Raw genomic sequence first — 24,673 nt, forward strand, 5'->3', positions numbered from 1 at the left:
ATGAAGGATTTCATTACTGAAGCATGGCTGAGAGCGAATCACACGCTGAGCGAAGGAGCTGAAATTCACCTCCCCGTTGATGCTCGCCTGACGCCATCTGCCAGGGAACTGCTGGAAAGCCGCCACCTGCGCATTAAGTTTCTGGATGAACAAGGAAGTCTGTTTGTCGATGACGAGGAGCAGCAACCGCAGCCGGTACACGGTTTGACCAGCAGCGACTCGCACCCGCAGGCGAGCTGTGAGTTGTGCCGTCAGGAAGTGACGAAAAAGCCCGACACGTTGACCCATCTGACGGCGGACAAAATGGTCGCCAAAAGCGACCCACGGCTGGGGTTTCGCGCCGCGCTGGATAGCACCATTGCCCTGACGGTGTGGTTACAAATTGAGTTGCCGGAACTCTGGCAACCCTGGCTTGCGGACATTCGCTCGCGTCTGGGCAACATCATGCGCGCCGATGCGATGGATGAACCGCTGGCGGAGCAGTCCATCGTGGGACTCAACGAGGAACAACTGCACCGGCTTTCTCATCAGCCGCTGCGCTACCTTGACCACGATCACCTGGTGCCGGAAGCCAGCCACGGTCGCGATGCTGCGCTGCTCAATCTGCTGCGCACCAAAGTCCGTGAAACGGAAGTGGTGGCGGCCCAGGTCTTTATTACCCGCGGCTTCGACGTACTGCGACCGGATATCCTGCAGGCGCTGAACCGTCTCTCGAGTACCGTCTACGTGATGATGATCCTGAGCGTAGCGAAGCATCCGCAGACGGTCAGCCAAATTCAACAACGACTGGGAGGTGGCAATGATCATTGAACGTTGCCGTGAGTTGGCAAAAAACTCGCCTGCCCGGGTGGTCTTCCCGGACGCGCTGGATGTACGCGTGTTGAAAGCGGCGCATTACCTGCAACAGCAGGGGCTGGCGCAGCCGATTCTCGTGGCCAGCCCGTTTGAGATGCGCCAGTTTTCCCTGACGCACCGTATTGCCATGGACGGTCTTCGCGTAATTGATCCACAAAGCAATCTGCAGATGCGTGAAGAATTTGCGCAGCGGTGGCTGGCGCGGGCCGGTGAGAAAACGCCGCCGGATGCGCTGGAGAAACTCAACGATCCGCTGATGTTCGCCGCCGCCATGGTCAGCGCAGGCAAGGCGGATGTCTGTATCGCAGGCAACCTGTCGTCAACTGCGAACGTACTGCGTGCCGGGCTGCGCCTCATTGGTTTACAACCGGGCTGTAAAACGCTGTCGTCCATTTTTCTGATGCTGCCGCAGTACACCGGACAGCCATTAGGGTTTGCCGATTGCAGCGTGGTGCCGCAGCCAACGGCGGCGCAGCTGGCGGACATCGCCATTGCCAGCGCCGACACCTGGCAGACGATTACCGGCGTTGAGCCGCGCGTGGCGATGCTGTCATTTTCCAGCAACGGCAGCGCGCGTCACCCCAACGTGGCCAACGTGCAGCAGGCGACGGATATCGTGCGTGAACGTGCGCCGCAGCTGGTGGTGGATGGCGAATTGCAGTTTGACGCCGCGTTTGTGCCGGATGTCGCGGCGCAAAAAGCGCCAGCCAGCCCGTTACAGGGGAAAGCCAATGTGATGGTCTTCCCGTCGCTGGAGGCGGGCAACATCGGTTACAAAATCGCACAGCGTTTGGGCGGTTATCGCGCCGTCGGGCCATTGATTCAAGGGCTTGCCGCGCCGCTCCACGATCTTTCCCGAGGCTGTAGCGTGCAAGAAATTATCGAACTGGCGTTGGTGGCAGCTGTGCCGCGCCAGACTGACGTGAGCCGTGAAAACGCCTCGCACACACTGGTTGTATAAGGTCCCGTTCTGGACCCTTTAAACGAGGAAAACACAATGGAAGCATTAGGAATGATCGAAACCCGGGGCCTGGTTGCACTGATTGAGGCTTCTGACGCAATGGTTAAAGCGGCACGCGTGAAGCTGGTTGGCGTGAAGCAGATCGGTGGCGGCCTGTGTACTGCCATGGTTCGTGGCGATGTGGCAGCCTGCAAAGCGGCGACCGACGCCGGTGCTGCCGCAGCGCAACGTATTGGTGAGCTGGTTTCTGTGCATGTTATTCCGCGTCCGCATGGCGATCTGGAAGAAGTATTCCCGATCAGCTTCAAAGGCGACAGCAACGACATGTAATCACCCCATGTGACGTCACAGGCTGGCGTCACTCTCTCTCCTTTTCGCAATGTTCTCTTTGGAGAGCAGGGGGAGGTTTTACCTGAAAATGCCACGGAGGCGGGTATGAAACTGGCAGTCGTCACAGGACAAATCGTTTGTACCGTACGCCATCAGGGATTGGCGCATGACAAATTGTTGATGGTGGAAATGATTGATTCCCAGGGAAATCCCGACGGACAGTGTGCCGTTGCTATCGACAGCATCGGGGCGGGAACCGGGGAGTGGGTGTTGCTGGTCAGCGGCAGTTCTGCTCGCCAGGCTCATCGTAGCGAAGCGTCTCCTGTCGACCTGTGCGTGATTGGCATCGTCGATGAAGTGGTGGCCGGTGGTCAGGTGATCTTCCATAAATAAGGCAGAAAATCATGAATCAACAGGATATTGAACAGGTCGTCAAAGCGGTGTTGCTGAAAATGAAAGACAGCAGCCAGCCTGACCAGGCTGTTCATGAAATGGGCGTCTTTGCCTCCCTGGATGACGCGGTTGCCGCCGCAAAAGTGGCTCAGCAGGGGCTTAAGAGCGTCGCGATGCGCCAGCTGGCCATTCACGCTATTCGTGAAGCAGGCGAAAAACACGCCAGAGAATTAGCGGAACTTGCGGTTTCTGAAACCGGCATGGGACGCGTAGAAGATAAATTTGCCAAAAACGTGGCGCAGGCCCGTGGCACACCGGGTGTGGAATGTCTGTCACCCCAGGTGCTGACCGGCGATAACGGCCTGACCTTGATTGAAAACGCGCCGTGGGGCGTGGTGGCATCAGTCACCCCGTCAACTAACCCGGCGGCGACGGTGATTAATAACGCTATCAGCCTGATTGCCGCAGGTAACAGCGTGGTGTTCGCGCCCCATCCGGCGGCGAAAGGCGTTTCTCAACGCGCCATCACCTTACTCAACCAGGCGGTTGTCGCGGCAGGCGGTCCGGAAAACCTGCTGGTCACCGTCGCAAACCCCGATATCGAAACGGCGCAACGCCTGTTTAAGTACCCGGGCATTGGCCTGCTGGTCGTCACCGGCGGCGAAGCGGTGGTGGACGCTGCACGTAAACACACCAATAAACGTCTGATTGCCGCAGGCGCGGGGAACCCGCCAGTGGTGGTGGATGAGACCGCAGATCTGGCGCGCGCCGCGCAATCCATCGTCAAAGGGGCGTCCTTCGATAACAACATCATTTGCGCCGATGAGAAGGTGTTGATTGTTGTCGATAGCGTTGCCGATGAGCTGATGCGTCTGATGGAAAGCGAGCAGGCGGTGAAACTGACCACGGCTCAGGCCGAACAGCTTCAGCCGGTGCTGCTGAAAAACGTCGACGAGCGTGGCAAAGGCACGGTTAGCCGTGACTGGGTAGGACGCGACGCAGGGAAAATTGCCGCCGCGATTGGCCTGAATGTGCCAGAGCAAACGCGCCTGTTATTCGTCGAAACGCCCGCCACTCACCCGTTCGCCGTCACCGAACTGATGATGCCGGTATTGCCGGTTGTACGGGTGGCGAACGTCGACGAAGCCATTGCGCTGGCGGTCACGCTTGAAGGGGGTTGTCACCATACGGCGGCGATGCACTCGCGCAATATCGACAACATGAATCGGATGGCGAATGCCATTGATACCAGCATTTTCGTCAAGAACGGACCGTGCATTGCCGGACTGGGACTGGGCGGCGAAGGCTGGACCACCATGACCATTACCACGCCAACCGGGGAAGGGGTGACCAGCGCGCGTACCTTTGTGCGTCTGCGTCGCTGTGTGTTGGTGGATGCGTTCCGCATCGTTTAAGTGCCTGCCCATCAGGCTAAACGGAGAAAAGAGATGGCGCACGACGAACAACAATGGCTTACCCCACGTTTGCAGAAAGCCGCAGCGCTGTGCAATCAGACACCGGCAAAGAGCGATTCCGCGCTGTGGCTGGGCGTTGATTTGGGCACCTGCGACGTGGTGTCGATGGTTGTCGACAGCGACGGAAACCCGGTGGCTGTCTGCCTCGATTGGGCCGATGTGGTGCGTGACGGCATCGTCTGGGATTTCTTCGGCGCGGTGACCATTGTTCGTCGCCATCTCGATTCCCTTGAACAACAACTCGGCTGTCGGTTTACCCATGCGGCAACCTCGTTTCCGCCGGGCACCGACCCACGCATCTCGATTAACGTGCTGGAGTCGGCGGGTCTGGAAGTCAGCCATGTGCTGGACGAACCGACTGCCGTGGCAGATCTGCTGCAACTGGATAACGCCGGGGTGGTGGATATCGGCGGGGGAACCACCGGGATCGCCATCGTCAAGCGGGGTTTGGTGACTTACTCCGCTGATGAAGCGACTGGCGGGCATCATATTTCCCTGACCCTGGCCGGAAACCGTCGCATTCAACTGGAAGAAGCGGAGCAGTACAAACGCGGCAACGGGGCAGAAATTTGGCCTGTGGTGAAGCCGGTCTACGAAAAGATGGCGGAGATAGTCGCCCATCATATCGAAGGTCAAGGGATCGCTGATTTATGGCTGGCGGGCGGTTCGTGCATGCAGCCGGGCGTCCATGAGCTGTTTCGCAAGCGCTTTCCAGAGTTAGCGGTGCATTTACCACAGCACAGTTTGTTTATGACGCCGCTGGCGATAGCAAACAGCGGGAAAGAGAAAGCGGAGGGGATCCATGCAAGCTGAATTGCAGACGGCGCTCTTTCAGGCATTTGACACCCTGAATCTGCAACGGGTGAAAACGTTCAGCGTTCCACCGGTCACGTTGTGTGGTCTGGGCGCGCTAAGTGCCTGCGGGCAGGAAGCGCAAACGCGCGGGCTGACGCATCTGTTTGTGATGGTCGACAGTTTTCTGCACCAGGCCGGAATGACGGCCGCGCTCACGCGTAGTCTGGCGATGAAAGGTGTGGCGATCACGCTCTGGCCTTGCCCGGTGGGTGAGCCGTGCATTACGGATGTTTGCGCGGCAGTGGCGCAACTGCGTGAGTCGAAGTGTGACGGCGTGGTGGCGTTTGGCGGCGGTTCGGTGCTGGATGCGGCGAAAGCGGTCGCCTTGCTGGTCACGAACCCGACACAACCGCTGGCAGAGATGACAGCACAAAGCGCATTGCGTCCGCGGTTGCCGCTGATTGCGGTGCCGACGACGGCAGGAACCGGGTCGGAAACGACGAACGTGACGGTCATCATTGATGCGGTCACCGGGCGTAAACAGGTGCTGGCGCATGCGGCGCTGATGCCGGATGTAGCGATTCTGGATGCCGCGCTGACGGAAGGGATCCCGTCGCACGTGACAGCGATGACCGGGATCGACGCGTTGACCCACGCGGTTGAGGCATACAGCGCGCTGAACGCCACGCCATTTACCGACAGTCTGGCAATTGGCGCGATTGCGATGATCGGCAAATCACTGCCGAAAGCGGTGGGCAATGGTCACGATCTGGCCGCGCGAGAGAGCATGCTGCTCGCCTCCTGTATGGCCGGAATGGCGTTTTCCAGCGCGGGGCTGGGGTTGTGTCATGCGATGGCGCATCAGCCAGGCGCTGCGCTGCACATCCCGCACGGACAAGCGAACGCCATGTTGTTGCCAACGGTGATGGGATTTAACCGCATGGTGTGCCGTGAACGCTTCAGTCACATCGGGCGGGCATTAACCAATAAGAAATCAGACGATCGCGACGCGATTAATGCGGTGAGTGAACTGATTGCCGAGGTTGGCCAGACCAAACGGCTCGCCGACGTCGGCGCGCAGCCTTCGCAATACAGCGCATGGGCGCAGGCCGCACTGGACGATATTTGTATCAGCAGCAACCCACGAACCGCCACGCAGAGCGAAATTATCGATTTGTACGCGGCGGCACAATAAAAGCATACCAGGACGTAGGCCAGATAAGGCGTTCGCGCCGCCATCCGGTAAAACGCGGCATCATTGCCTGATGGCGCTGCGCTTATCAGGCCTACGAAAACCCTGGCAAATGGAGACAAGGCTATGGGAATTAACGAAATCATCATGTACATCATGATGTTCTTTATGCTGATTGCCGCCGTGGACAGGATCCTGTCGCAGTTTGGCGGCTCTGAACGCTTCCTCGGTAAGTTCGGTAAGAGTATCGAGGGTTCCGGCGGTCAGTTTGAAGAAGGGTTTATGGCAATGGGCGCGCTGGGTCTGGCGATGGTCGGTATGACCGCGCTGGCACCGGTGATGGCGCATGTGCTGGGACCGGTGATTATTCCGTTGTACGAGATGCTGGGTGCCAACCCATCGATGTTCGCCGGTACGCTGTTGGCCTGCGATATGGGCGGTTTCTTCCTTGCCAAAGAGCTGGCGGGCGGTGATGTGGCGGCGTGGCTATACTCTGGATTGATTCTCGGCGCGATGATGGGGCCGACGCTGGTTTTCTCTATTCCGGTGGCGCTTGGCATTATCGAGCCGTCTGACCGCCGTTACCTGGCACTCGGCGTGCTGGCGGGTATTGTCACCATCCCTGTCGGCTGTATCGCCGGAGGGTTGATTGCCATGTACTCCGGCGTTGAGGTCAACGGCCAGCCGGTAGAGTTCACCTTCGCGCTGATCCTGATGAACATGATCCCGGTATTGATTGTGGCGGTGCTGGTGGCGCTGGGGCTGAAATTTATCCCGGAAAAAATGATCAACGGTTTCCAGATCTTCGCCAAATTCCTCGTGGCGCTGATAACGATCGGTCTGGCGGCGGCGGTGGTGAAGTTCCTGCTGGGCTGGGAGCTGATCCCGGGTCTTGATCCTATCTTTATGGCCCCAGGCGACAAACCTGGCGAAGTGATGCGCGCCATTGAAGTTATCGGTTCCATCTCCTGTGTGCTGCTCGGTGCTTATCCGATGGTGCTGCTGCTGACCCGCTGGTTTGAAAAACCGCTGATGAGCGTTGGCAATCTGCTGAAAATCAACAACATTGCTGCGGCAGGTATGGTGGCGACGCTGGCGAACAACATTCCAATGTTCGGCATGATGAAGCAGATGGATACCCGCGGCAAAGTGATTAACTGCGCGTTTGCGGTCTCCGCCGCGTTCGCCCTTGGCGACCACTTAGGTTTCGCCGCCGCGAACATGAACGCCATGATCTTCCCGATGATTGTCGGCAAGCTGATTGGCGGTGTGACGGCGATTGGCGTAGCGATGCTGCTGGTGCCAAAAGATGACCCGGCAGCGGTTAAAACCGAAGTGGAGGCGCAATCGTGAAGACTCGCCAGCTACTGAGCGTTGGTATCGATATCGGCACCACCACCACTCAGGTGATCTTCTCGCGCCTTGAGCTGGTTAACCGTGCGGCAGTGTCGCAGGTGCCGCGTTACGAATTCATCAAACGCGAAATTAGCTGGCAAAGCCCGGTCTTCTTTACTCCCGTCGATAAGCAGGGCGGGTTACAAGAAGCAGAACTGAAGGCGCTGATTCTGGCCCAGTATCAGGCCGCAGGCATTGCTCCGGAGTCTGTGGATTCCGGGGCTGTCATCATCACCGGCGAGAGCGCGAAAACCCGTAACGCCCGTCCGGCGGTGATGACCCTCTCCCAGTCTCTCGGCGACTTTGTCGTTGCCAGCGCCGGACCGCATCTGGAATCGGTGATTGCCGGTCACGGAGCAGGGGCGCAAACCCTGTCGGAACAGCGTCTGTGTCGCGTATTGAACATCGATATTGGTGGCGGTACGTCGAACTACGCGTTGTTTGACGCCGGGAAAGTGAGCGCAACGGCCTGTCTGAACGTGGGCGGCAGACTGCTGGAAACCAACAGCCAGGGACGTGTTGCCTGGGCGCATCAGCCGGGGCAACAGATTGTTGATGCAGTTTTCGGCGCGGGTACCGATGCCCGCGCGCTGACGGTCGCACAACTGGGGCAGGTGGCGCAGCGGATGGCCGATCTTATCGTCGAGGTTATCGACGGTACGCTCTCGCCGCTGGCACAGGCGCTGATGCAAACAGGGTTGCTGCCCGCAGGCACGCGGCCTGACGTCATCACGCTTTCCGGCGGTGTGGGAGAGTGCTATCGCAACCAACCTGCCGATTCATTCTGTTTTTCTGATATTGGACCGCTACTGGCAATGGCGCTGCATGAGCATCCGCGCCTGCGTGAGATGAACGTGCAGTTCCCGGCGCAAACCGTGCGTGCCACGGTGATTGGTGCCGGGGCCCACACGCTGTCGCTCTCGGGCAGCACGATATGGCTGGAGGGCGTTGCGCTGCCGCTGCGCAATCTGCCGGTAGCCATTCCCGTAGATGAATCCGACCTGGTGAACGCCTGGCATCAGGCGCTGATTCAGCTCGATCTCTGCCCACAAACTGACGCGTATGTACTGGCGCTTCCCGCCTCGCTGCCGGTGCGTTACGCCGCATTACTCACGGTCATCGACGCGCTGTTAGCGTTCGTCGCGCGTTTTCCGAATCCGCATCCCCTGCTGGTGGTGGCCGAGCAGGACTTTGGTAAAGCCCTGGGCATGCTGTTACGCCCACAGTTACAGCAACACCCGCTGGCGGTCATTGACGAAGTGATCGTTCGGTCGGGGGACTATATCGACATTGGTACGCCTCTTTTTGGCGGATCGGTTGTGCCGGTGACGGTGAAATCACTCGCATTTCCTTCCTGAGGGAACGACTTATGAAACTAAAGACCACATTGTTCGGCAATGTTTATCAGTTTAAGGATGTAAAAGAGGTGCTGGCAAAAGCCAACGAACTGCGTTCGGGGGATGTGCTGGCAGGGGTCGCCGCAGAAAGCTCGCAAGAGCGTGTTGCTGCGAAACAGGTGTTGTCGGAAATGACGGTAGCGGATATCCGCAATAACCCGGTGATTTCCTATGAGGAGGATTGCGTTACGCGTCTGATTCAGGATGACGTCAACGAAACGGCCTATAACCGCATTAAAAACTGGAGCATCAGCGAGCTGCGCGAATACGTGCTGAGCGATGAAACCTCTGTTGATGACATTGCCTTTACGCGTAAAGGCCTGACCTCGGAAGTGGTGGCGGCGGTCGCCAAAATCTGCTCGAACGCTGACCTGATCTACGGCGGCAAGAAGATGCCGGTGATCAAAAAGGCCAACACGACCATTGGTCTGCCGGGCACCTTCAGCTGCCGTTTACAGCCGAACGACACCCGCGATGATGTGCAGAGTATCGCTGCGCAAATCTATGAAGGACTCTCTTTCGGCGCGGGCGATGCGGTGATCGGCGTTAACCCGGTAACGGATGACGTGGATAACTTAAGCCGCGTGCTAGACACCGTTTACGGGGTTATCGACAAGTTCAATATCCCGACTCAGGGCTGTGTGCTGGCGCACGTCACCACCCAGATTGAAGCCATTCGTCGCGGTGCGCCGGGCGGGCTGATTTTCCAGAGTATTTGCGGCAGTGAAAAAGGGCTGAAAGAGTTTGGCGTAGAGCTGGCGATGCTGGATGAAGCGCGTGCCGTCGGCGCCGAGTTCAACCGTATTGCCGGGGAAAACTGCCTGTACTTTGAAACCGGGCAGGGTTCCGCGCTTTCTGCGGGCGCGAACTTCGGCGCGGATCAGGTGACGATGGAAGCGCGTAACTACGGTCTGGCGCGCCATTACGATCCGTTCCTCGTGAACACCGTGGTGGGCTTTATCGGGCCGGAGTATCTCTACAATGACCGCCAGATTATTCGCGCCGGTCTGGAAGATCACTTTATGGGCAAGCTGAGCGGCATCTCGATGGGCTGTGACTGCTGCTACACCAACCATGCCGATGCCGACCAGAACCTCAACGAAAACCTGATGATTCTGCTCGCCACCGCGGGTTGCAACTACATCATGGGCATGCCGCTCGGTGACGACATCATGCTCAACTATCAGACCACCGCGTTCCACGATACCGCGACCGTGCGCCAGTTGCTGAATCTGCGTCCGTCGCCGGAGTTCGAACGCTGGCTGGAAACCATGGGCATTATGGCAAACGGTCGCCTGACCAAACGGGCGGGCGATCCGTCACTGTTCTTCTGATGACGCGGGGATGACACACGATGGATCAAAAACAGATTGAAGAAATTGTACGCAGTGTAATGGCGTCAATGGGACAACCGCAGCCACAGGCATCCGCGCCGTTACCGGAAGCGAAATGCAGCACGACGCAATGTGCTACCTCCTCTGCGGTGGAAAGCTGCGCGCTGGATTTGGGTTCGCCCGAAGCTAAAGCCTGGATTGGCGTTGAGAACCCCAACCGCGCTGATGTGCTGACGGAGCTGCGTCGCAGTACCGCCGCGCGCGTCTGCACCGGTCGTGCAGGTCCGCGTCCGCGTACCCAGGCGCTGCTGCGTTTCCTGGCTGACCACTCACGCTCGAAAGATACCGTCCTGAAAGAGGTGCCGGAAGAGTGGGTGAAAGCGCAAGGTCTGCTGGAAGTGCGTTCAGAAATCAGCGACAAAAACCTGTACCTGACTCGCCCGGACATGGGCCGTCGCCTGAGCCCGGAGGCTATTGAAGCGCTGAAGGCACAGTGCCTGGCGAATCCGGACGTGCAGGTGGTGGTTTCCGATGGCCTGTCTACCGACGCCATTACCGCCAACTATGAAGAGATCCTGCCGCCGCTGCTGGCCGGGTTAAACCAGGCGGGTCTGAAGGTCGGCACACCGTTCTTTGTGCGCTATGGCCGTGTGAAGATCGAAGATCAGATCGGCGAAATTCTCGGCGCGAAAGTGGTGATTCTGCTGGTTGGCGAGCGTCCGGGGCTGGGGCAGTCGGAAAGTCTCTCCTGCTACGCCGTGTATTCACCGCGCGTGGCGACGACCGTTGAGGCTGACCGTACCTGTATTTCCAACATTCACCAGGGTGGCACACCGCCGGTAGAAGCGGCCGCTGTGATTGTAGATTTGGCAAAACGTATGCTGGAGCAGAAAGCCTCCGGCATCAACATGACCCGTTAAGGAGACATCATGCCAGCATTAGATTTAATTCGACCCTCGGTCACCGCCATGCGTGTGATTGCCTCCGTTAACGCTGAGTTTGCACGGGAACTTAAATTACCACCGCATATACGTAGCCTCGGACTCATCACTGCAGACTCTGATGATGTGGCGTATATTGCCGCAGATGAAGCCACTAAACAGGCCATGGTCGAAGTGGTGTTCGGTCGCTCGTTGTATGCGGGGGCCGCGCATGGTCCATCACCGACAGCCGGTGAAGTGATGATCATGCTGGGCGGCCCGAATCCGGCGGAAGTGCGTGCCGGTCTGGATGCGATGGTCGCCAACATCGAAAGCGGCGCGGCGTTCCAGTGGGCGAACGATGCCGAAAACACGGCATTTCTCGCGCATGTGGTTTCACGTACCGGTTCGTATCTTTCGGCAACGGCCGGGTGTCGACTCGGCGATCCGATGGCCTATCTGGTGGCGCCGCCGCTGGAAGCGACATTTGGGATTGATGCGGCGCTGAAATCTGCCGATGTACAACTGGTGACTTACGTGCCGCCGCCGTCAGAAACCAACTATTCAGCGGCGTTTCTGACCGGTAGCCAGGCCGCCTGTAAAGCTGCCTGTAACGCGTTTGCCGATGCCGTTCTGGATATTGCCCGTAATCCAGTACAGCGCGCGTAAGGGAGGTTTCCATGATCAATGCACTGGGATTACTGGAAGTGGAGGGCATGGTCGCTGCTGTTGATGCTGCGGATGCCATGCTGAAAGCCGCCAACGTGCGTCTGCTCAGTCACGAAGTGCTCGATCCTGGCAGGCTTACGCTGGTGGTTGAGGGGGATTTAGCGGCGTGTCGTGCGGCGCTGGATGCCGGAAGCGCTGCCGCACAGCGAACAGGTCGTGTTATCAGTCGCAAGGAAATCGGGCGGCCAGATGATGACACCCAGTGGCTGATCGGCAGTTTTAAGCGCCAGCCAACGCCCTCGGTGAAACCGAAAAAGACGCCAGATGAGCCGGTGGCGTCTGAATCTCTGGAGGAATTGCTGGCGCAGTTGGCAACAGTACGTCAGGGAATGACGGCAGGGGAGGTGGCGGCGCACTTTGGCTGGCCACTTGAAAAAGCCAGAAGCGCGCTGGAGCAGCTCTTTTCTGATGGGACGTTGCGTAAACGCAGTAGTCGCTATCGTCTGAAGAACGAATAACCTGTCGGAGGTGCCGGGGGCTTCGGTGAAGTTCCCGGCTTAAAAGATCATGAAAAAGACCCGTACAGCAAACTTGCATCATCTTTATCATGAAGCGTTGCCCGAAGACGTTAACTTTACGCCGAAGGTCGAGGTGGACGCGGTTCACCAGCGACGGACAACGGATGTTTATGAACACGCTCTGACGATTACCGCCTGGCAGCAGATCTATGATCAGCTAAATCCTGGCAAATTTCATGGCGAGTTCACGGAAATCCTGCTGGATGATATTCAGGTATTCCGTGAATACACCGGCCTGGCGTTACGCCAGTCTTGTCTGGTCTGGCCAAACTCGTTCTGGTTTGGCATTCCGGCGACACGCGGCGAGCAGGGATTTATTGGTTCGCAGTGCATTGGCAGCGCGGAGATTGCGACCCGACCGGGGGGAACCGAATTTGAATTGAGCACGCCGGACGATTACACCATTCTTGGGGTGGTCATCTCCGAAGAGGCTATTACACGGCATGCGAACTTTTTACATAACCCGGAACGGGTGCTGCATATGCTGCGCAACCAGTCAGCGCTGGAGGTAAAAGAACAGCATAAAGCGGCGCTGTGGGGGTTCGTACAGCAGGCGCTGGCGACCTTCAGTGAGAATCCTGGCAATCTGCATCAGCCCGCGGTACGTAAAGTGCTGCGGGATAATCTGTTGTTGGCGATGGGGACGATGCTGGAAGAAGCGCAGCCGATCATAACGGCGGAGAGCATCAGCCATCAGAGCTATCGACGGTTGCTGTCGCGCGCGCGGGACTATGTGCTGGAGAATATGTCAGAGCCGCTGACTGTACTGGATTTGTGCAATCAACTGCATGTGAGTCGCCGTACGCTGCAAAACGCCTTTCACGCGATTTTAGGGATTGGGCCGAACGCATGGTTGAAGAGGATCCGCCTGAATGCGGTGCGTCGTGAGTTGATAAGCCCCTGGTCGCAAAACGTCACGGTCAAAGACGCCGCGATGCAGTGGGGGTTCTGGCATTTGGGGCAGTTTGCCACCGATTATCAGCACCTGTTTGCCGAGAAACCGTCACTGACGCTGCACCAGCGGATGCGGGAGTGGAGGTAGTTGCGTGCCTGATGGCGCTTCGCTTATCAGGCCTACAAAGCCAGACTCCGTAGGCCGGATAAGGCGAAGCCGCCATCCGGCAATCACACCCACTCGCGCACTTGAATAAACTCGCTTAAGGCGGCTTCCGGGCTGTCGGCTTCCGGTTGCCAGTCATATTCCCAGCGAACCAGCGGCGGCATCGACATCAAAATGGATTCAGTGCGCCCGCCGGTCTGCAAACCAAACAACGTTCCTCTGTCCCACACCAGATTGAATTCCACGTAGCGCCCGCGACGATAGAGCTGGAAGTTCCGCTCACGCTCACCCCAGGCCATCGTTTTGCGGCGCTCGACGATCGGCAGATACGCATCGCTATACCCTTTACCGACCGCCTGCATAAAGGCAAAACAGCTGTCGAAATCCGGCGTGTTCAGATCGTCAAAGAACAGCCCGCCAATGCCGCGCTGTTCATTGCGGTGTTTGAGGAAGAAGTAGTCGTCGCACCATTTTTTATAGCGTGGGTAGACGTCATCGCCAAAGGGCTGGCATAAATCGCGCGCCGTGCGGTGCCAGTGAATGGCATCGTCTTCAAAGCCGTAGTAGGGCGTGAGATCAAACCCCCCGCCAAACCACCAGACCGGATCCGCTCCGGGTTTTTCAGCGATGAAAAAACGCACGTTGGCATGGCTGGTTGGAATGTATGGGTTGAGTGGGTGTACCACCAGCGAGACCCCCATCGCTTCAAAGCTGCGCCCTGCCAGCTCAGGCCGGTGCGCGGTGGCGGAAGCAGGCATTGCATCGCCGTGAACATGGGAGAAATTGACGCCTGCTTGTTCAAAGATCCCACCGCTGCGCAACACCCGACTGCGTCCGCCGCCACCCGCTTCACGCTGCCAGTTGTCTTCGACAAAGCTGGCGCCATCGACCGCTGACAATTGCTGGCAAATGTCATCCTGCAAACTCAGCAGGAACTGTTTCACGCGTTGTGCATCGGGTTTCATGGTTAACGTTTCTTCGAGTGGGCTTTCTGGTTATCGAACCAGTGAAAATAGCTGATCACGCCGTTGGCGATGGCGGTGGCAATTTTTTGCCGGAATGCGGCGGTGCCCAACAGGCGTTCCTCTTCCGGGTTGGTGATAAAAGAGGTCTCAACCAGCACCGACGGAATTGACGGTGATTTTAGCACCACGAACGCGGCCTGCTCTGTATTGCGCGTGTGCAGACGATGCACGGGTTTGATCTTCCTGAGAATATGCGAACCCAGCGTCAGGCTGTTTTTAATGGTGTCCGTCTGTACCAGGTCGAAAAGCACCTGCTGCAACAGATGATCTTTGTCGGTGGTTTTCTTGCCCGCGACTTCATCGGCGCGGTTCTCGCGATCGGAGAGGTATTTCGCCATGGCGCTACTGGCGCCGCGATTGGAAAGTGCGAAAACAGACGCGCCAGCGGCAGACGGGTTGGTAAAACCATCGGCATGAATGGACATAAACAGGTCAGCGCCGTGTTTGTGGGCAATCTCAACGCGATCGTATAACGGAATAAACGTGTCGCCGCTGCGGGTTAAACGCGCATCAATCCCCTGACCACGCAAGATTGAACGGACGTTTTTGGCGATAGCCAGTACCACGTGTTTCTCTTTCGAACCGTTGCGGCCAATGGCGCCGGTGTCGATTCCTCCGTGGCCGGGGTCGAGTACGACAACACGTTTGGCCCCCGCTTTTTTGGCCTTCGGCTTACTGTGACCATTGCTGGTTTTCAGCGGTTCTTCTTTGGCGATGGCGTTCGACATGCCTGACAGCGTCAGGGCAGCCAGCCCAGCTTTCAGCACCTGGCGGCGCGATGTGAGAGTTTTTAGTGGTTTAAAAGTGCTCATACGGCCTGAGTTGTAATAAAAATAAGTTCCAGATGTACCCGTCATACTTCAACTTGCATGTGCGTTGGCTGCGTTCGCTCACGCCAGTCACTGACTTTAGTCAGCTCCTGGAGATTCACTCACTTGCCACCTTCCTGCAACTCGAATTATTTAGGGTATATATATCGTACCGTGTATTCCGTTACGACTGTTCAGGATGAGAATTGTTTTACGTTTCATTTCAATACGTGACAATGATCTATTATGCCATTTTTTTCACCGCTTCGCGTCAGATATTGGCTAAATCAGGCGATCGCGCCATAATCACTGTTTTTAACCCTAAAAGGTGACTCATACCATGGAGATACGCGTTTTCCGCCAGCAAGATTTCGAAGAGGTGATCACCCTCTGGGAGCGCTGCGATCTGTTGCGTCCATGGAACGATCCGGAAATGGATATCGAGCGCAAGGTGAATCATGACGTCAGCTTGTTCCTGGTCGCGGAGGTGAACGGTGAAGTTGTCGGCACGGTGATGGGGGGATATGACGGGCATCGCGGCTCGGCGTACTATCTTGGCGTGCATCCGGAGTTTCGTGGTCGTGGTATCGCCAATGCGCTACTGAACCGGCTGGAAAAAAAGCTGATTGCCCGCGGCTGTCCGAAAATTCAAATCATGGTGCGGGACGAAAACGACGTCGTGCTGGGGATGTATGAGCGCCTGGGCTACGAGCACAGCGATGTGCTGATTTTGGGTAAGCGTTTGATTGAAGATGAAGAGTATTGAGTTTCATCCTGGCGACTATGACAGTCACGGACGTTTACGCCTGCCTTTTCTGTTCTGGTGCGTTCTGTTGCTACAGGCGCGCACCTGGGTATTGTTTGTGATCGCGGGTTCATCGCGTGACCAGGGCAATACGCTGCTTAATCTGTTTTATCCCGATCACGATTCTTTTTGGCTGGGGCTAATCCCTGGCGTACCCGCTGTGCTGGCGTTTTTACTCAGCGGGCGGCGCTTTGCGTTTCCGGTGCTGTGGCACAGATTTCGCGTGCTTTTGATTTTAGCCCAATCGGTGCTGCTTTGTTGGCAACCGGTATTGTGGTTGAGGGGGGAGCCGGTCAGCGGCGTCGGGCTGGCGCTGGTCGTCCTGGATATCATCGCCCTTATCTGGCTGGTGACCCATCGGCGTTTACGCGCCTGTTTTGCCATTGAAAAAGAATAACGGCACTTTTTAACGAAGCCGGACTCCAACCAACGTTGATTAATAAAGAAAGGAAGTGAGATGAAATCGCTGCGTTTGCTTTTATGTGCGATGCCGCTGGCACTGACCGGCTGTTCGACACTCTCGTCTGTAAACTGGTCCGCCGCAAATCCGTGGAACTGGTTTGGATCATCGACGGAAGTCACCGAACAAGGCGTTGGAACATTAACGGCGTCCACCCCGCTTGATGAAAGCGCCATTGCCGACGCGCTGGATGGCGACTATCGCCTGCGTAGCGGGATGAAAACGGATAACGGCAATGTTGTACGTTATTTCGAGGCGATGAAGGGGGACCAGGTGGCGATGGTGATCAACGGCGACCAGGGAACCATCAGCCGGATTGCTGTATTGGACCGTGAGATTCCGGCACACACCGGCGTTGAGATCGGTACTCCGTTTAGCGACCTTTACAGTAAGGCATTCGGCAACTGCGAGTTGGCGTCTGGTGACGATAGCAACGCTGTTGAGTGTAAAGCGGAAGGAAGTCAGCACGTTAGCTATGTTTTTTCTGGCGAATGGAGCGGTCCTGAAGGGTTGATGCCCTCTGATGACACGCTGAAAAACTGGACGGTAAGCAAAATTATCTGGCGTCGTTAATTTGCGTCTGAACAAACCGCCCCGCAGAAAAAACGGTTACAATAGCCCCCATCAATAATGCCACCACGTCGTGGCATTCTCATATTCAGGAGGAATAATGTCTCAGGTTCAGAGTGGCATTTTGCCAGAACATTGCCGTGCGGCGATTTGGATTGAAGCCAATGTTAAAGGGGAGGTTGATGCCCTGCGTGCGGCGAGCAAAGCGTTTGCCGACAAACTGGCAACCTTCGAAACAAAATTCCCGGATGCGCACTTAGGCGCCGTCGTGGCTTTCGGCAACAACACCTGGCGCGCCCTCAGCGGCGGCGTGGGCGCAGAAGAGTTGAAAGATTTTATGCCTTACGGTAAAGGTCTGGCACCGGCAACGCAGTACGACGTGCTTATCCATATTTTGTCTCTGCGTCATGACGTGAATTTCTCCGTTGCGCAGGCGGCGATGGAAGCCTTTGGCGACTGCATCGAAGTGAAAGAAGAGATCCACGGTTTCCGTTGGGTAGAAGAGCGTGACCTCAGCGGCTTTGTCGATGGGACAGAAAACCCGGCGGGCGCTGAGACGCGCCGTGAGGTTGCGGTCATTAAAGACGGCGTGGATGCGGGCGGCAGCTATGTGTTCGTTCAGCGTTGGGAACACAACCTGAAGCAGCTCAACCGCATGAGCATCCACGATCAGGAGATGATGATTGGCCGCACCAAAGAAGCCAACGAAGAGATTGACGGCGACGATCGCCCGGAGACGTCTCACCTGAGCCGCGTGGATCTGAAAGAAGAAGGTAAAGGGCTGAAAATTGTCCGTCAGAGTCTGCCGTACGGGACAGCCAGCGGCACGCATGGCCTCTATTTCTGCGCCTACTGCGCACGTCTGTACAACATCGAACAGCAGTTGTTGAGCATGTTCGGCGACACCGACGGTAAACGCGATGCCATGTTGCGCTTCACCAAACCGGTCACCGGCGGTTATTACTTTGCGCCGTCTCTGGATCGTTTGATGGCGCTGTAAGGCGTTAATGACTTTTCCGGTAGTGAAAGGCCAGTCAGTGATGTCACTGACTGGCCTTTTTGTTATTCATGTTTCAGCGTGGCGCAGGAGTCATACTGAGGGCAACGCGTCAGGTGATGGTCACTTTTTAATCCAGATTCACGTTACGGCAGCCAAAGAGAACCGTAAAAATAAATCCGGCAATATATGAAACCAGCATGCCGCCTGCATACACCGCCATTGCAGGGAGGATACCTTGCGCGGAGGTCATTAAGGGCAGAGCCACCAGACCGGAGGGACCAAAGGCGCTGTTTAACCCCATCGGCAGACCGGACCAGGCCACCAGACCGATAAACAGACCACCGGCAGCGCCGCCGAAGCAGGCGGTGATAAAGGGTTTCATTCGCGGCAATGTGACGCCATAAATCAGCGGTTCCCCGACGCCGAGTAAGCCTGGAATGATCGCACCGCGAACCTGACTGCGTAACGTGCTGTGTTTTTCTGCCCGCCAGTAGAGCGCCAGCGCAGCCCCGACCTGACCCGCGCCCGCCATGGAAAGAATCGGAAACAGGCTGTTAAAACCCTGACTGCTCATTAACGCCAGATAGACGGGAATAAACCCCTGATGGACGCCAAAGACGACGGAAATCAGAAAAAGCCCGGCGAGGACGGCACAACCCAGCGGATTGCTGTTGAGATGGATAAAGAGCCACGACATTCCTTCGAACAGCCATCCGCCCAGCGGCATAATCACCAGATAAGCCAGAATGGCGGTGATCACCAGGGTCAGCATGGAGGTCAGAAGCATATCCAGATCGTCAGGCATAAAACGGCGAATCAGACCTTCAATGCGCGCGCTGGCCCAGGCGGCGATCAGGACGCCAATAATGTTGCCGCGCGGGTCTATCGTCAGCCCGAAGAAATCCTGAAGACCGGAGTAATAACCCGTGGTGGCGGCTGGGTTGTATCCCAGCAAGAACAGTGAGGCGATGATGGCGCCGTTAACCCCTGTACCGCCAAATGCTTGCGCGGCGTTGTAACCAATAAGAATGACCAGAAAGGTAAAGAGACCTTTGCTGAAGACCTTCATAAAGTTCAGCGCATCGGCAAGCGTGCCGGTCGCATCGGCCGGGACGTGCATCACGGTGCCGATGAGCGTTGCAATCCCGAGTAGCAGACCCGCGGCAATAAAACCGGGGATCAACGGGGTGAAAATAGTGGCAAACGTTGACAGAAATTGCTGAATCCCGGATGTCTGCTTCGCTTTAATCTGGCGTTTGTTCTGCGCCGCGATTTCCGCAGCCTGCGGGGTCACCGTTTCGCCAAGCAACACGTTCATGGCATCTGCCGCGCGTTGCGCTTTACCCGGGCCAAAAATGACCTGCACCTGGTCATTAGAGATCACGACGCCTTTCACGCCTTCCAGCGTTTTAATGGCGGGATCTACCAGACTGCTGTCATGCACTGACAACCGCAAGCGGGTCATGCAGTTGCCGCATTTGGCAATGTTAGCCGCGCCGCCGACCTGGTCGAGGATGCGATTCAGGAGTTCATTACTGATGTCTTTTGCCATTCGCGTTATTCCTCAGAAGCGCAGTGAGCGCCTTCGGTAATCATCTTCTCAAATTGCATGATGTGTGTTTCCTTACAGGTTCGTTGTTACCCAGGCGAATAACTGGAATCATATATTTCATAGCATTAAACACAATGTGAATCATTGCATCCCTGCGCATAATCGAACGCAGTAGCCAGTTGATTAAACCGCTGGGGAAATAGCGTGCTGATTTTTTACTTAAGATTTACCTGAATTAGTGAGCTGTTCCGCAGCACTTATTTGTTATTGCTGTATTTTCAGTGTTAATGGAGTGTAAGGCTCTGTATTCAAATGGAGAACGTTGAAATGGGTAAACTCACGGGTAAAACAGCACTGATTACGGGCGCGTCACAAGGTATCGGCGAAGGGATCGCCAGAGTGTTTGCCCGCCATGGCGCGAACTTAATTTTGTTGGACATCTCCGATGAGATTGAAAAACTGGCGGATGAGTTGGGTGGTCGCGGCCATCGTTGTACGGCGGTTCATGCTGATGTCAGGGATGCTGCCTCTGTTGCCGCCGCCATCGCCCGCGCGAAGGCGACGGAAGGTAAAATTGATATTCTCGTCAACAACGCAGGCGTTTGCCGGTTAGGTAACTTTCTCGACATGAGCGAGGAGGACCGGGATTTACATATCGATATCAATATTAAAGGTGTCTGGAACGTCACCAAAGCCGTGCTGCCCGAAATGATCGAGCGCAACGACGGTCGCATTGTGATGATGTCTTCCGTGACGGGCGATATGGTTGCCGATCCGGGCGAAACCGCCTATGCCTTATCCAAAGCGGCGCTGATCGGCCTTACCAAATCACTGGCCGTGGAGTTCGCGCAGGCGGGGATTCGTGTGAATGCTATCTGTCCCGGCTACGTGCGCACCCCGATGGCGGAAAGCATTGCCCGGCAGTCCAATCCGGATGACCCAGAGTCCGTGCTGACCGAGATGGCGAAAGCGATCCCGATGCGCCGCCTGGCGAGCCCGCTTGAGGTCGGTGAACTTGCAGCTTTCCTCGCCTCCGATGAATCCAGCTATCTGACGGGGACGCAAAACGTCATTGACGGTGGCAGCACGTTGCCGGAAAGCGTCAGCGTCGGTGTCTGATTGACACCCATAACCTCCTCACCGTCGGTGGGGAGGTGTTCTCTTATTCTCTTTTCAACTTTCAAATCATCAAACGGTATATAAAACCGTTACTCCTTTCACCCTGGTTATAAATATGATGGCAAATAGAAAGTCATTAAATTTATAAGGGTGCGCAATGGCCGTTAACTTACTGAAAAAAAGAACCCTGACGCTGGTAGCGTCTCTGTTACTGGCCACGCAGGCGCAGGCAACGGAACTGCTGAACAGTTCATACGATGTTTCCCGCGAACTGTTTGCCGCCCTGAACCCGCCGTTTGAACAGCAATGGGCGAAAGACAACGGCGGCGACAAGCTGACGATTAAACAATCTCATGCCGGGTCATCAAAACAGGCGCTGGCGATTTTGCAGGGTCTGAAAGCCGATGTCGTCACCTACAACCAGGTGACGGATGTGCAGATCTTGCACGATAAAGGCAAGCTTATCCCGGCGGACTGGCAAAGCCGTCTGCCAAATAACAGTTCACCGTTCTATTCCACGATGGCGTTCCTGGTGCGCAAGGGCAACCCGAAGAACATCCACGACTGGAATGACCTGGTGCGCACTGACGTGAAACTGATTTTCCCGAACCCGAAAACCTCCGGTAATGCGCGTTATACCTACCTGGCGGCCTGGGGTGCGGCGGATAAAGCCGATGGCGGCGATAAAGCCAAAACCGAGCAATTCATGACCCAATTCCTGAAGAATGTTGAGGTGTTTGACACCGGCGGTCGTGGCGCAACCACTACGTTTGTTGAGCGTGGGCTGGGCGATGTGCTGATCACCTTTGAGTCGGAAGTGAACAACATTCGCAAACAGTATGAAGCGCAGGGCTTTGAAGTGGTGGTGCCGAAGGTGAATATCCTCGCCGAGTTTCCCGTGGCGTGGGTCGATAAAAACGTGAAGGCCAACGGCACTGAGAAGGCGGCGAAAGCGTATTTGAACTGGCTCTACAGCCCTGAAGCGCAGACCATCATTACTGATTTCTACTACCGCGTGAACAACCCGGAAGTGATGGACAAGCTGAAAGACAAATTCCCGCAAACCGAACTGTTCCGCGTGGAAGATAAGTTTGGCGACTGGCCTGCGGTGATGAAAACCCATTTTGTCAGCGGTGGCGAACTGGACAAACTGCTGGCGGCGGGGCGCTCGTAAATGTTAGCCGTCTCCTCCAGACGCGTGCTGCCCGGCTTTACCTTAAGTCTGGGCACCAGCTTGCTGTTCGTCTGCCTGATTTTGCTGCTGCCGCTCAGCGCGCTGGTGATGCAACTTTCTGAGATGAGCTGGGCGCAGTACTGGGAAGTGATCACCAACCCGCAGGTGGTTGCGGCCTATAAAGTCACGCTGTTGTCGGCCTTTGTGGCGTCGATTTTTAACGGTGTGTTCGGCCTGCTGATGGCGTGGATCTTAACCCGCTATCGCTTCCCGGGGCGCACATTGCTGGATGCGTTGATGGATCTACCGTTTGCCCTGCCAACGGCGGTCGCGGGTTTGACGCTGGCGTCGCTGTTTTCGGTCAACGGTTTTTACGGCGAGTGGCTGGCGAAGTTTGATATCAAAGTCACCTATACCTGGCTCGGTATTGCGGTGGCGATGGCGTTTACCAGCATTCCGTTTGTGGTACGTACGGTGCAACCGGTGCTGGAAGAGTTAGGCCCGGAATATGAAGAAGCGGCAGAGACGCTCGGTGCGACCCGCTGGCAGAGCTTTCGCAAGGTCGTGTTGCCGGAGCTCTCTCCGGCGCTGGTGGCAGGCGTGGCGCTCTCCTTCACCCGCAGTCTGGGTGAATTCGGCGCGGTGATTTTTATCGCGGGCAATATCGCGTGGAAGACCGAAGTGACATCGCTGATGATTTTTGTTCGCTTACAGGAGTTTGATTATCCGGCGGCGAGCGCGATCGCGTCGGTGATCCTTGCCGCGTCGTTGTTACTGCTGTTTTCGATTAACACTCTGCAAAGTCGCTTTGGTCGACGTGTGGTAGGTCACTGATGGCGGACGTTACTCAATTAAAGCGCTATGACGCGCCCCGCATTAACTGGGGGAAATGGCTGCTGATTGGCGCGGGCATGCTGGTGTCCACGTTTATTTTGCTGGTGCCGATGATCTATATCTTCGTGCAGGCATTCAGCAAAGGATTGATGCCGGTAATACAGAATTTGGCCGACCCGGACATGCTCCACGCCATCTGGCTGACCGTGCTGATTGCATTGATTGCTGTGCCGGTCAACCTGGTGTTCGGCGTGTTGCTGGCCTGGCTGGTGACGCGCTTTAACTTCCCGGGTCGCCAATTGTTGCTGACGCTGCTGGATATCCCGTTTGCCGTCTCGCCAGTGGTCGCTGGTCTGGTGTATCTGCTGTTCTACGGCTCTAACGGTCCGTTGGGCGGCTGGCTGGATGAGCATAACCTGCAAATTATGTTCTCCTGGCCGGGCATGGTGCTGGTCACTATCTTCGTCACCTGCCCATTTGTGGTACGTGAACTGGTGCCGGTGATGCTAAGTCAGGGGAGCCAGGAAGACGAAGCGGCGATTTTACTCGGTGCCTCCGGCTGGCAAATGTTCCGCCGCGTGACGCTGCCGAACATCCGCTGGGCGCTGCTGTACGGCGTGGTGCTGACCAACGCCCGTGCGATTGGCGAGTTTGGCGCAGTGTCGGTAGTCTCCGGCTCGATTCGCGGTGAAACCCTGTCGCTGCCGCTACAGATTGAATTACTGGAGCAAGACTACAACGCTGTCGGCTCCTTTACCGCTGCCGCGTTACTGACGCTGATGGCGATTGTTACCCTGTTTTTGAAGAGCATGTTGCAGTGGCGCCTGGAAAATCAGGAAAAACGCGCGCAACAGGAGGAAAATCATGAGCATTGAGATTGCCAATATTAAGAAGTCTTTTGGTCGCACCCTGGTGCTGAACGATATCTCACTGGATATTCCTTCAGGTCAAATGGTGGCTCTGCTGGGGCCGTCTGGTTCCGGGAAGACCACGCTGTTACGGATTATCGCCGGGCTGGAACATCAGTCCAGCGGCCATATTCGCTTCCACGGGACGGATGTCAGCCGCCTGCATGCCCGCGATCGTAAAGTCGGTTTCGTGTTCCAGCACTACGCGCTGTTCCGCCATATGACCGTATTCGACAATATCGCCTTTGGTCTGACAGTGCTGCCGCGTCGCGAGCGCCCGAATGCGGCGGCGATTAAAGCGAAAGTGACAAAGTTGCTGGAGATGGTGCAACTGGCGCATCTGGCGGATCGCTTCCCGTCTCAGCTTTCCGGCGGGCAGAAACAGCGTGTGGCGCTGGCGCGCGCGTTAGCCGTGGAACCACAAATTCTGTTGCTTGATGAACCGTTTGGCGCACTCGACGCTCAGGTACGCAAAGAGTTGCGTCGCTGGCTGCGTCAGCTGCATGAAGAGCTGAAATTCACCAGCGTCTTTGTGACGCACGATCAGGAAGAAGCCACCGAAGTGGCGGACCGCGTGGTGGTGATGAGTCAGGGCAATATTGAGCAGGCCGATGCGCCGGATCAGGTATGGCGTGAGCCAGCGACCCGCTTCGTGCTGGAGTTTATGGGCGAGGTGAACCGCCTGCGGGGGACAATCCGCGGCGGGCAGTTCCACGTTGGGGCGCACCGCTGGCCGTTGGGCTATACACCGGCTTATCAGGGGCCTGTCGATCTGTTCCTGCGCCCGTGGGAAGTGGACATCAGTCGCCGCACCAGCCTTGACTCACCGTTGCCGGTACAGGTGCTGGAAGCCAGTCCGAAAGGGCACTACACCCAATTAGTTGTGCAGCCTTTAGGGTGGTACAACGAGCCGCTGACGGTGGTGATGCAGGGTGACGATGCGCCAGTCCGCGGCGAGCGCCTGTTCGTTGGGTTGCAAAATGCGCGGTTGTATAACGGCGAACAACGCATCGAAACGCGCGAAGCGGAGCTTGCTCTGGCTGAATCGGCCTGATAGGTTAAT

26 protein-coding genes are annotated in these 24,673 nt (G+C 56.6%); 23 read left to right on the forward strand and 3 right to left on the reverse strand.

The window, feature by feature from the left end; translation table 11 throughout:
• From eutT to eutR, 14 genes are all read left to right on the forward strand, one after another.
• The gene (eutT, locus tag JM656_RS06480; protein ID WP_203360473.1) at positions 1-810 is read left to right on the forward strand and encodes an ethanolamine utilization cob(I)yrinic acid a,c-diamide adenosyltransferase EutT; all 810 of its coding nucleotides are present in this window, start codon (positions 1-3) and stop codon (positions 808-810) included.
• The gene (gene pta / locus JM656_RS06485) at positions 800-1,816 is read left to right on the forward strand and encodes a phosphate acetyltransferase (RefSeq protein ID WP_203360474.1); all 1,017 of its coding nucleotides are present in this window, start codon (positions 800-802) and stop codon (positions 1,814-1,816) included. The genes eutT and pta overlap by 11 nt, the downstream gene beginning before the upstream one ends.
• A 36-nt stretch (positions 1,817-1,852) precedes the next feature.
• Positions 1,853-2,146 (forward strand): ethanolamine utilization microcompartment protein EutM, encoded by a 294-nt coding sequence (gene eutM / locus JM656_RS06490; RefSeq protein WP_005121908.1) that lies wholly within the window; start codon positions 1,853-1,855, stop codon positions 2,144-2,146.
• Between the two features lie 105 nt (positions 2,147-2,251).
• Positions 2,252-2,539 carry an ethanolamine utilization microcompartment protein EutN gene (gene eutN / locus JM656_RS06495; protein ID WP_162379037.1) on the forward strand — a complete coding sequence of 96 codons (288 nt, stop codon included), beginning with the start codon at positions 2,252-2,254 and terminating at the stop codon, positions 2,537-2,539.
• Positions 2,540-2,550: 11 nt separating this feature from the next.
• Positions 2,551-3,954: an aldehyde dehydrogenase family protein gene (locus tag JM656_RS06500; RefSeq protein WP_203360475.1), complete on the forward strand. Its 1,404-nt coding sequence runs from the start codon at positions 2,551-2,553 to the stop codon at positions 3,952-3,954.
• Positions 3,955-3,987: 33 nt separating this feature from the next.
• A complete protein-coding gene (eutJ, locus tag JM656_RS06505) occupies positions 3,988-4,827 on the forward strand; it encodes an ethanolamine utilization protein EutJ (protein ID WP_203360476.1) in 840 nt (279 codons plus the stop codon).
• A complete protein-coding gene (gene eutG, locus JM656_RS06510; protein ID WP_203360477.1) occupies positions 4,817-6,004 on the forward strand; it encodes an ethanolamine utilization ethanol dehydrogenase EutG in 1,188 nt (395 codons plus the stop codon). Before eutJ ends, eutG begins: the two co-directional genes overlap by 11 nt.
• Before the next feature lie 123 nt (positions 6,005-6,127).
• A complete protein-coding gene (gene eutH, locus JM656_RS06515) occupies positions 6,128-7,354 on the forward strand; it encodes an ethanolamine utilization protein EutH (RefSeq protein ID WP_203360478.1) in 1,227 nt (408 codons plus the stop codon).
• Positions 7,351-8,754 carry an ethanolamine ammonia-lyase reactivating factor EutA gene (eutA, locus tag JM656_RS06520; RefSeq protein WP_203360479.1) on the forward strand — a complete coding sequence of 468 codons (1,404 nt, stop codon included), beginning with the start codon at positions 7,351-7,353 and terminating at the stop codon, positions 8,752-8,754. The genes eutH and eutA overlap by 4 nt, the downstream gene beginning before the upstream one ends.
• Positions 8,755-8,765: 11 nt before the next feature.
• A complete protein-coding gene (gene eutB / locus JM656_RS06525) occupies positions 8,766-10,127 on the forward strand; it encodes an ethanolamine ammonia-lyase subunit alpha (RefSeq protein ID WP_203360480.1) in 1,362 nt (453 codons plus the stop codon).
• A 20-nt stretch (positions 10,128-10,147) separates the two neighbouring features.
• Positions 10,148-11,047, forward strand: a complete 900-nt coding sequence (gene eutC / locus JM656_RS06530; protein ID WP_203360481.1) for an ethanolamine ammonia-lyase subunit EutC — start codon at positions 10,148-10,150, stop codon at positions 11,045-11,047.
• A 9-nt stretch (positions 11,048-11,056) separates the two neighbouring features.
• On the forward strand, positions 11,057-11,716 hold the full coding sequence (eutL, locus tag JM656_RS06535) for an ethanolamine utilization microcompartment protein EutL (RefSeq protein ID WP_203360482.1): 660 nt from the start codon (positions 11,057-11,059) through the stop codon (positions 11,714-11,716).
• Between the two features lie 11 nt (positions 11,717-11,727).
• Complete coding sequence (gene eutK / locus JM656_RS06540) at positions 11,728-12,234, forward strand: ethanolamine utilization microcompartment protein EutK (RefSeq protein ID WP_203360483.1); 507 nt, start codon at positions 11,728-11,730, stop codon at positions 12,232-12,234.
• 49 nt (positions 12,235-12,283) lie between these two features.
• Positions 12,284-13,336: an HTH-type transcriptional regulator EutR gene (eutR, locus tag JM656_RS06545; RefSeq protein WP_203360484.1), complete on the forward strand. Its 1,053-nt coding sequence runs from the start codon at positions 12,284-12,286 to the stop codon at positions 13,334-13,336.
• An 83-nt stretch (positions 13,337-13,419) separates the two neighbouring features.
• Here the strand turns inward: eutR and hemF are convergent, their stop codons facing one another.
• Together hemF and amiA are read right to left on the reverse strand one after the other, a co-directional pair.
• Positions 13,420-14,319 carry an oxygen-dependent coproporphyrinogen oxidase gene (gene hemF / locus JM656_RS06550; RefSeq protein WP_203360485.1) on the reverse strand — a complete coding sequence of 300 codons (900 nt, stop codon included), beginning with the start codon at positions 14,317-14,319 and terminating at the stop codon, positions 13,420-13,422.
• A gap of 2 nt (positions 14,320-14,321) precedes the next feature.
• On the reverse strand, positions 14,322-15,191 hold the full coding sequence (amiA, locus tag JM656_RS06555; protein WP_203360486.1) for an N-acetylmuramoyl-L-alanine amidase AmiA: 870 nt from the start codon (positions 15,189-15,191) through the stop codon (positions 14,322-14,324).
• A 337-nt stretch (positions 15,192-15,528) separates the two neighbouring features.
• Here amiA and JM656_RS06560 point away from each other — a divergent pair, with 337 nt between their 5' ends.
• The 4 genes from JM656_RS06560 to yfeX all read left to right on the forward strand — a co-directional run bounded on the left by JM656_RS06560 (position 15,529) and on the right by yfeX (position 18,023).
• Positions 15,529-15,954 carry a GNAT family acetyltransferase gene (locus JM656_RS06560; protein WP_192612996.1) on the forward strand — a complete coding sequence of 142 codons (426 nt, stop codon included), beginning with the start codon at positions 15,529-15,531 and terminating at the stop codon, positions 15,952-15,954.
• Positions 15,941-16,390 carry a DUF2919 domain-containing protein gene (locus JM656_RS06565; protein ID WP_203360487.1) on the forward strand — a complete coding sequence of 150 codons (450 nt, stop codon included), beginning with the start codon at positions 15,941-15,943 and terminating at the stop codon, positions 16,388-16,390. The genes JM656_RS06560 and JM656_RS06565 overlap by 14 nt, the downstream gene beginning before the upstream one ends.
• A 60-nt stretch (positions 16,391-16,450) precedes the next feature.
• Positions 16,451-17,026 carry an RpoE-regulated lipoprotein gene (locus tag JM656_RS06570; protein ID WP_203360488.1) on the forward strand — a complete coding sequence of 192 codons (576 nt, stop codon included), beginning with the start codon at positions 16,451-16,453 and terminating at the stop codon, positions 17,024-17,026.
• Between the two features lie 97 nt (positions 17,027-17,123).
• Positions 17,124-18,023 carry a porphyrinogen peroxidase gene (gene yfeX, locus JM656_RS06575; protein WP_203360489.1) on the forward strand — a complete coding sequence of 300 codons (900 nt, stop codon included), beginning with the start codon at positions 17,124-17,126 and terminating at the stop codon, positions 18,021-18,023.
• A 127-nt stretch (positions 18,024-18,150) separates the two neighbouring features.
• On the opposite strand, the gene murP is transcribed toward yfeX, so the two are convergent.
• A complete protein-coding gene (murP, locus tag JM656_RS06580; RefSeq protein WP_203360490.1) occupies positions 18,151-19,575 on the reverse strand; it encodes a PTS N-acetylmuramic acid transporter subunit IIBC in 1,425 nt (474 codons plus the stop codon).
• A gap of 327 nt (positions 19,576-19,902) precedes the next feature.
• Here murP and ucpA point away from each other — a divergent pair, with 327 nt between their 5' ends.
• The 5 genes from ucpA to cysA all read left to right on the forward strand — a co-directional run bounded on the left by ucpA (position 19,903) and on the right by cysA (position 24,664).
• Complete coding sequence (gene ucpA, locus JM656_RS06585; RefSeq protein ID WP_203360491.1) at positions 19,903-20,694, forward strand: SDR family oxidoreductase UcpA; 792 nt, start codon at positions 19,903-19,905, stop codon at positions 20,692-20,694.
• Between the two features lie 157 nt (positions 20,695-20,851).
• The gene (cysP, locus tag JM656_RS06590; protein WP_203360492.1) at positions 20,852-21,868 is read left to right on the forward strand and encodes a thiosulfate/sulfate ABC transporter substrate-binding protein CysP; all 1,017 of its coding nucleotides are present in this window, start codon (positions 20,852-20,854) and stop codon (positions 21,866-21,868) included.
• Complete coding sequence (gene cysT / locus JM656_RS06595; protein WP_192612989.1) at positions 21,869-22,702, forward strand: sulfate/thiosulfate ABC transporter permease CysT; 834 nt, start codon at positions 21,869-21,871, stop codon at positions 22,700-22,702.
• The gene (cysW, locus tag JM656_RS06600) at positions 22,702-23,577 is read left to right on the forward strand and encodes a sulfate/thiosulfate ABC transporter permease CysW (protein ID WP_203360493.1); all 876 of its coding nucleotides are present in this window, start codon (positions 22,702-22,704) and stop codon (positions 23,575-23,577) included. The genes cysT and cysW overlap by 1 nt, the downstream gene beginning before the upstream one ends.
• A complete protein-coding gene (cysA, locus tag JM656_RS06605) occupies positions 23,567-24,664 on the forward strand; it encodes a sulfate/thiosulfate ABC transporter ATP-binding protein CysA (protein ID WP_203360494.1) in 1,098 nt (365 codons plus the stop codon). The genes cysW and cysA overlap by 11 nt, the downstream gene beginning before the upstream one ends.
• The last annotated feature ends 9 nt before the right edge of the window (positions 24,665-24,673 follow it).

Source organism: Citrobacter sp. R56 (assembly GCF_016811995.1).
Lineage (GTDB): Bacteria > Pseudomonadota > Gammaproteobacteria > Enterobacterales > Enterobacteriaceae > Citrobacter_D > Citrobacter_D enshiensis.

Coding starts and splice junctions, on each gene's coding strand:
- eutC (WP_203360481.1), top strand. CDS start 10,148: ATGGATCAAAAACAGATTGAAGAAATTGTACGCAGTGTAATGGCGTCA.
- cysT (WP_192612989.1), top strand. CDS start 21,869: ATGTTAGCCGTCTCCTCCAGACGCGTGCTGCCCGGCTTTACCTTAAGT.
- pta (WP_203360474.1), top strand. CDS start 800: ATGATCATTGAACGTTGCCGTGAGTTGGCAAAAAACTCGCCTGCCCGG.
- eutR (WP_203360484.1), top strand. CDS start 12,284: ATGAAAAAGACCCGTACAGCAAACTTGCATCATCTTTATCATGAAGCG.
- amiA (WP_203360486.1), bottom strand. CDS start 15,191: ATGAGCACTTTTAAACCACTAAAAACTCTCACATCGCGCCGCCAGGTG.
- ucpA (WP_203360491.1), top strand. CDS start 19,903: ATGGGTAAACTCACGGGTAAAACAGCACTGATTACGGGCGCGTCACAA.
- cysW (WP_203360493.1), top strand. CDS start 22,702: ATGGCGGACGTTACTCAATTAAAGCGCTATGACGCGCCCCGCATTAAC.
- eutM (WP_005121908.1), top strand. CDS start 1,853: ATGGAAGCATTAGGAATGATCGAAACCCGGGGCCTGGTTGCACTGATT.
- cysA (WP_203360494.1), top strand. CDS start 23,567: ATGAGCATTGAGATTGCCAATATTAAGAAGTCTTTTGGTCGCACCCTG.
- eutK (WP_203360483.1), top strand. CDS start 11,728: ATGATCAATGCACTGGGATTACTGGAAGTGGAGGGCATGGTCGCTGCT.
- eutN (WP_162379037.1), top strand. CDS start 2,252: ATGAAACTGGCAGTCGTCACAGGACAAATCGTTTGTACCGTACGCCAT.
- JM656_RS06570 (WP_203360488.1), top strand. CDS start 16,451: ATGAAATCGCTGCGTTTGCTTTTATGTGCGATGCCGCTGGCACTGACC.
- eutH (WP_203360478.1), top strand. CDS start 6,128: ATGGGAATTAACGAAATCATCATGTACATCATGATGTTCTTTATGCTG.
- eutJ (WP_203360476.1), top strand. CDS start 3,988: ATGGCGCACGACGAACAACAATGGCTTACCCCACGTTTGCAGAAAGCC.
- hemF (WP_203360485.1), bottom strand. CDS start 14,319: ATGAAACCCGATGCACAACGCGTGAAACAGTTCCTGCTGAGTTTGCAG.
- cysP (WP_203360492.1), top strand. CDS start 20,852: ATGGCCGTTAACTTACTGAAAAAAAGAACCCTGACGCTGGTAGCGTCT.
- eutG (WP_203360477.1), top strand. CDS start 4,817: ATGCAAGCTGAATTGCAGACGGCGCTCTTTCAGGCATTTGACACCCTG.
- yfeX (WP_203360489.1), top strand. CDS start 17,124: ATGTCTCAGGTTCAGAGTGGCATTTTGCCAGAACATTGCCGTGCGGCG.
- JM656_RS06560 (WP_192612996.1), top strand. CDS start 15,529: ATGGAGATACGCGTTTTCCGCCAGCAAGATTTCGAAGAGGTGATCACC.
- murP (WP_203360490.1), bottom strand. CDS start 19,575: ATGGCAAAAGACATCAGTAATGAACTCCTGAATCGCATCCTCGACCAG.
- JM656_RS06500 (WP_203360475.1), top strand. CDS start 2,551: ATGAATCAACAGGATATTGAACAGGTCGTCAAAGCGGTGTTGCTGAAA.
- eutB (WP_203360480.1), top strand. CDS start 8,766: ATGAAACTAAAGACCACATTGTTCGGCAATGTTTATCAGTTTAAGGAT.
- eutL (WP_203360482.1), top strand. CDS start 11,057: ATGCCAGCATTAGATTTAATTCGACCCTCGGTCACCGCCATGCGTGTG.
- JM656_RS06565 (WP_203360487.1), top strand. CDS start 15,941: ATGAAGAGTATTGAGTTTCATCCTGGCGACTATGACAGTCACGGACGT.
- eutT (WP_203360473.1), top strand. CDS start 1: ATGAAGGATTTCATTACTGAAGCATGGCTGAGAGCGAATCACACGCTG.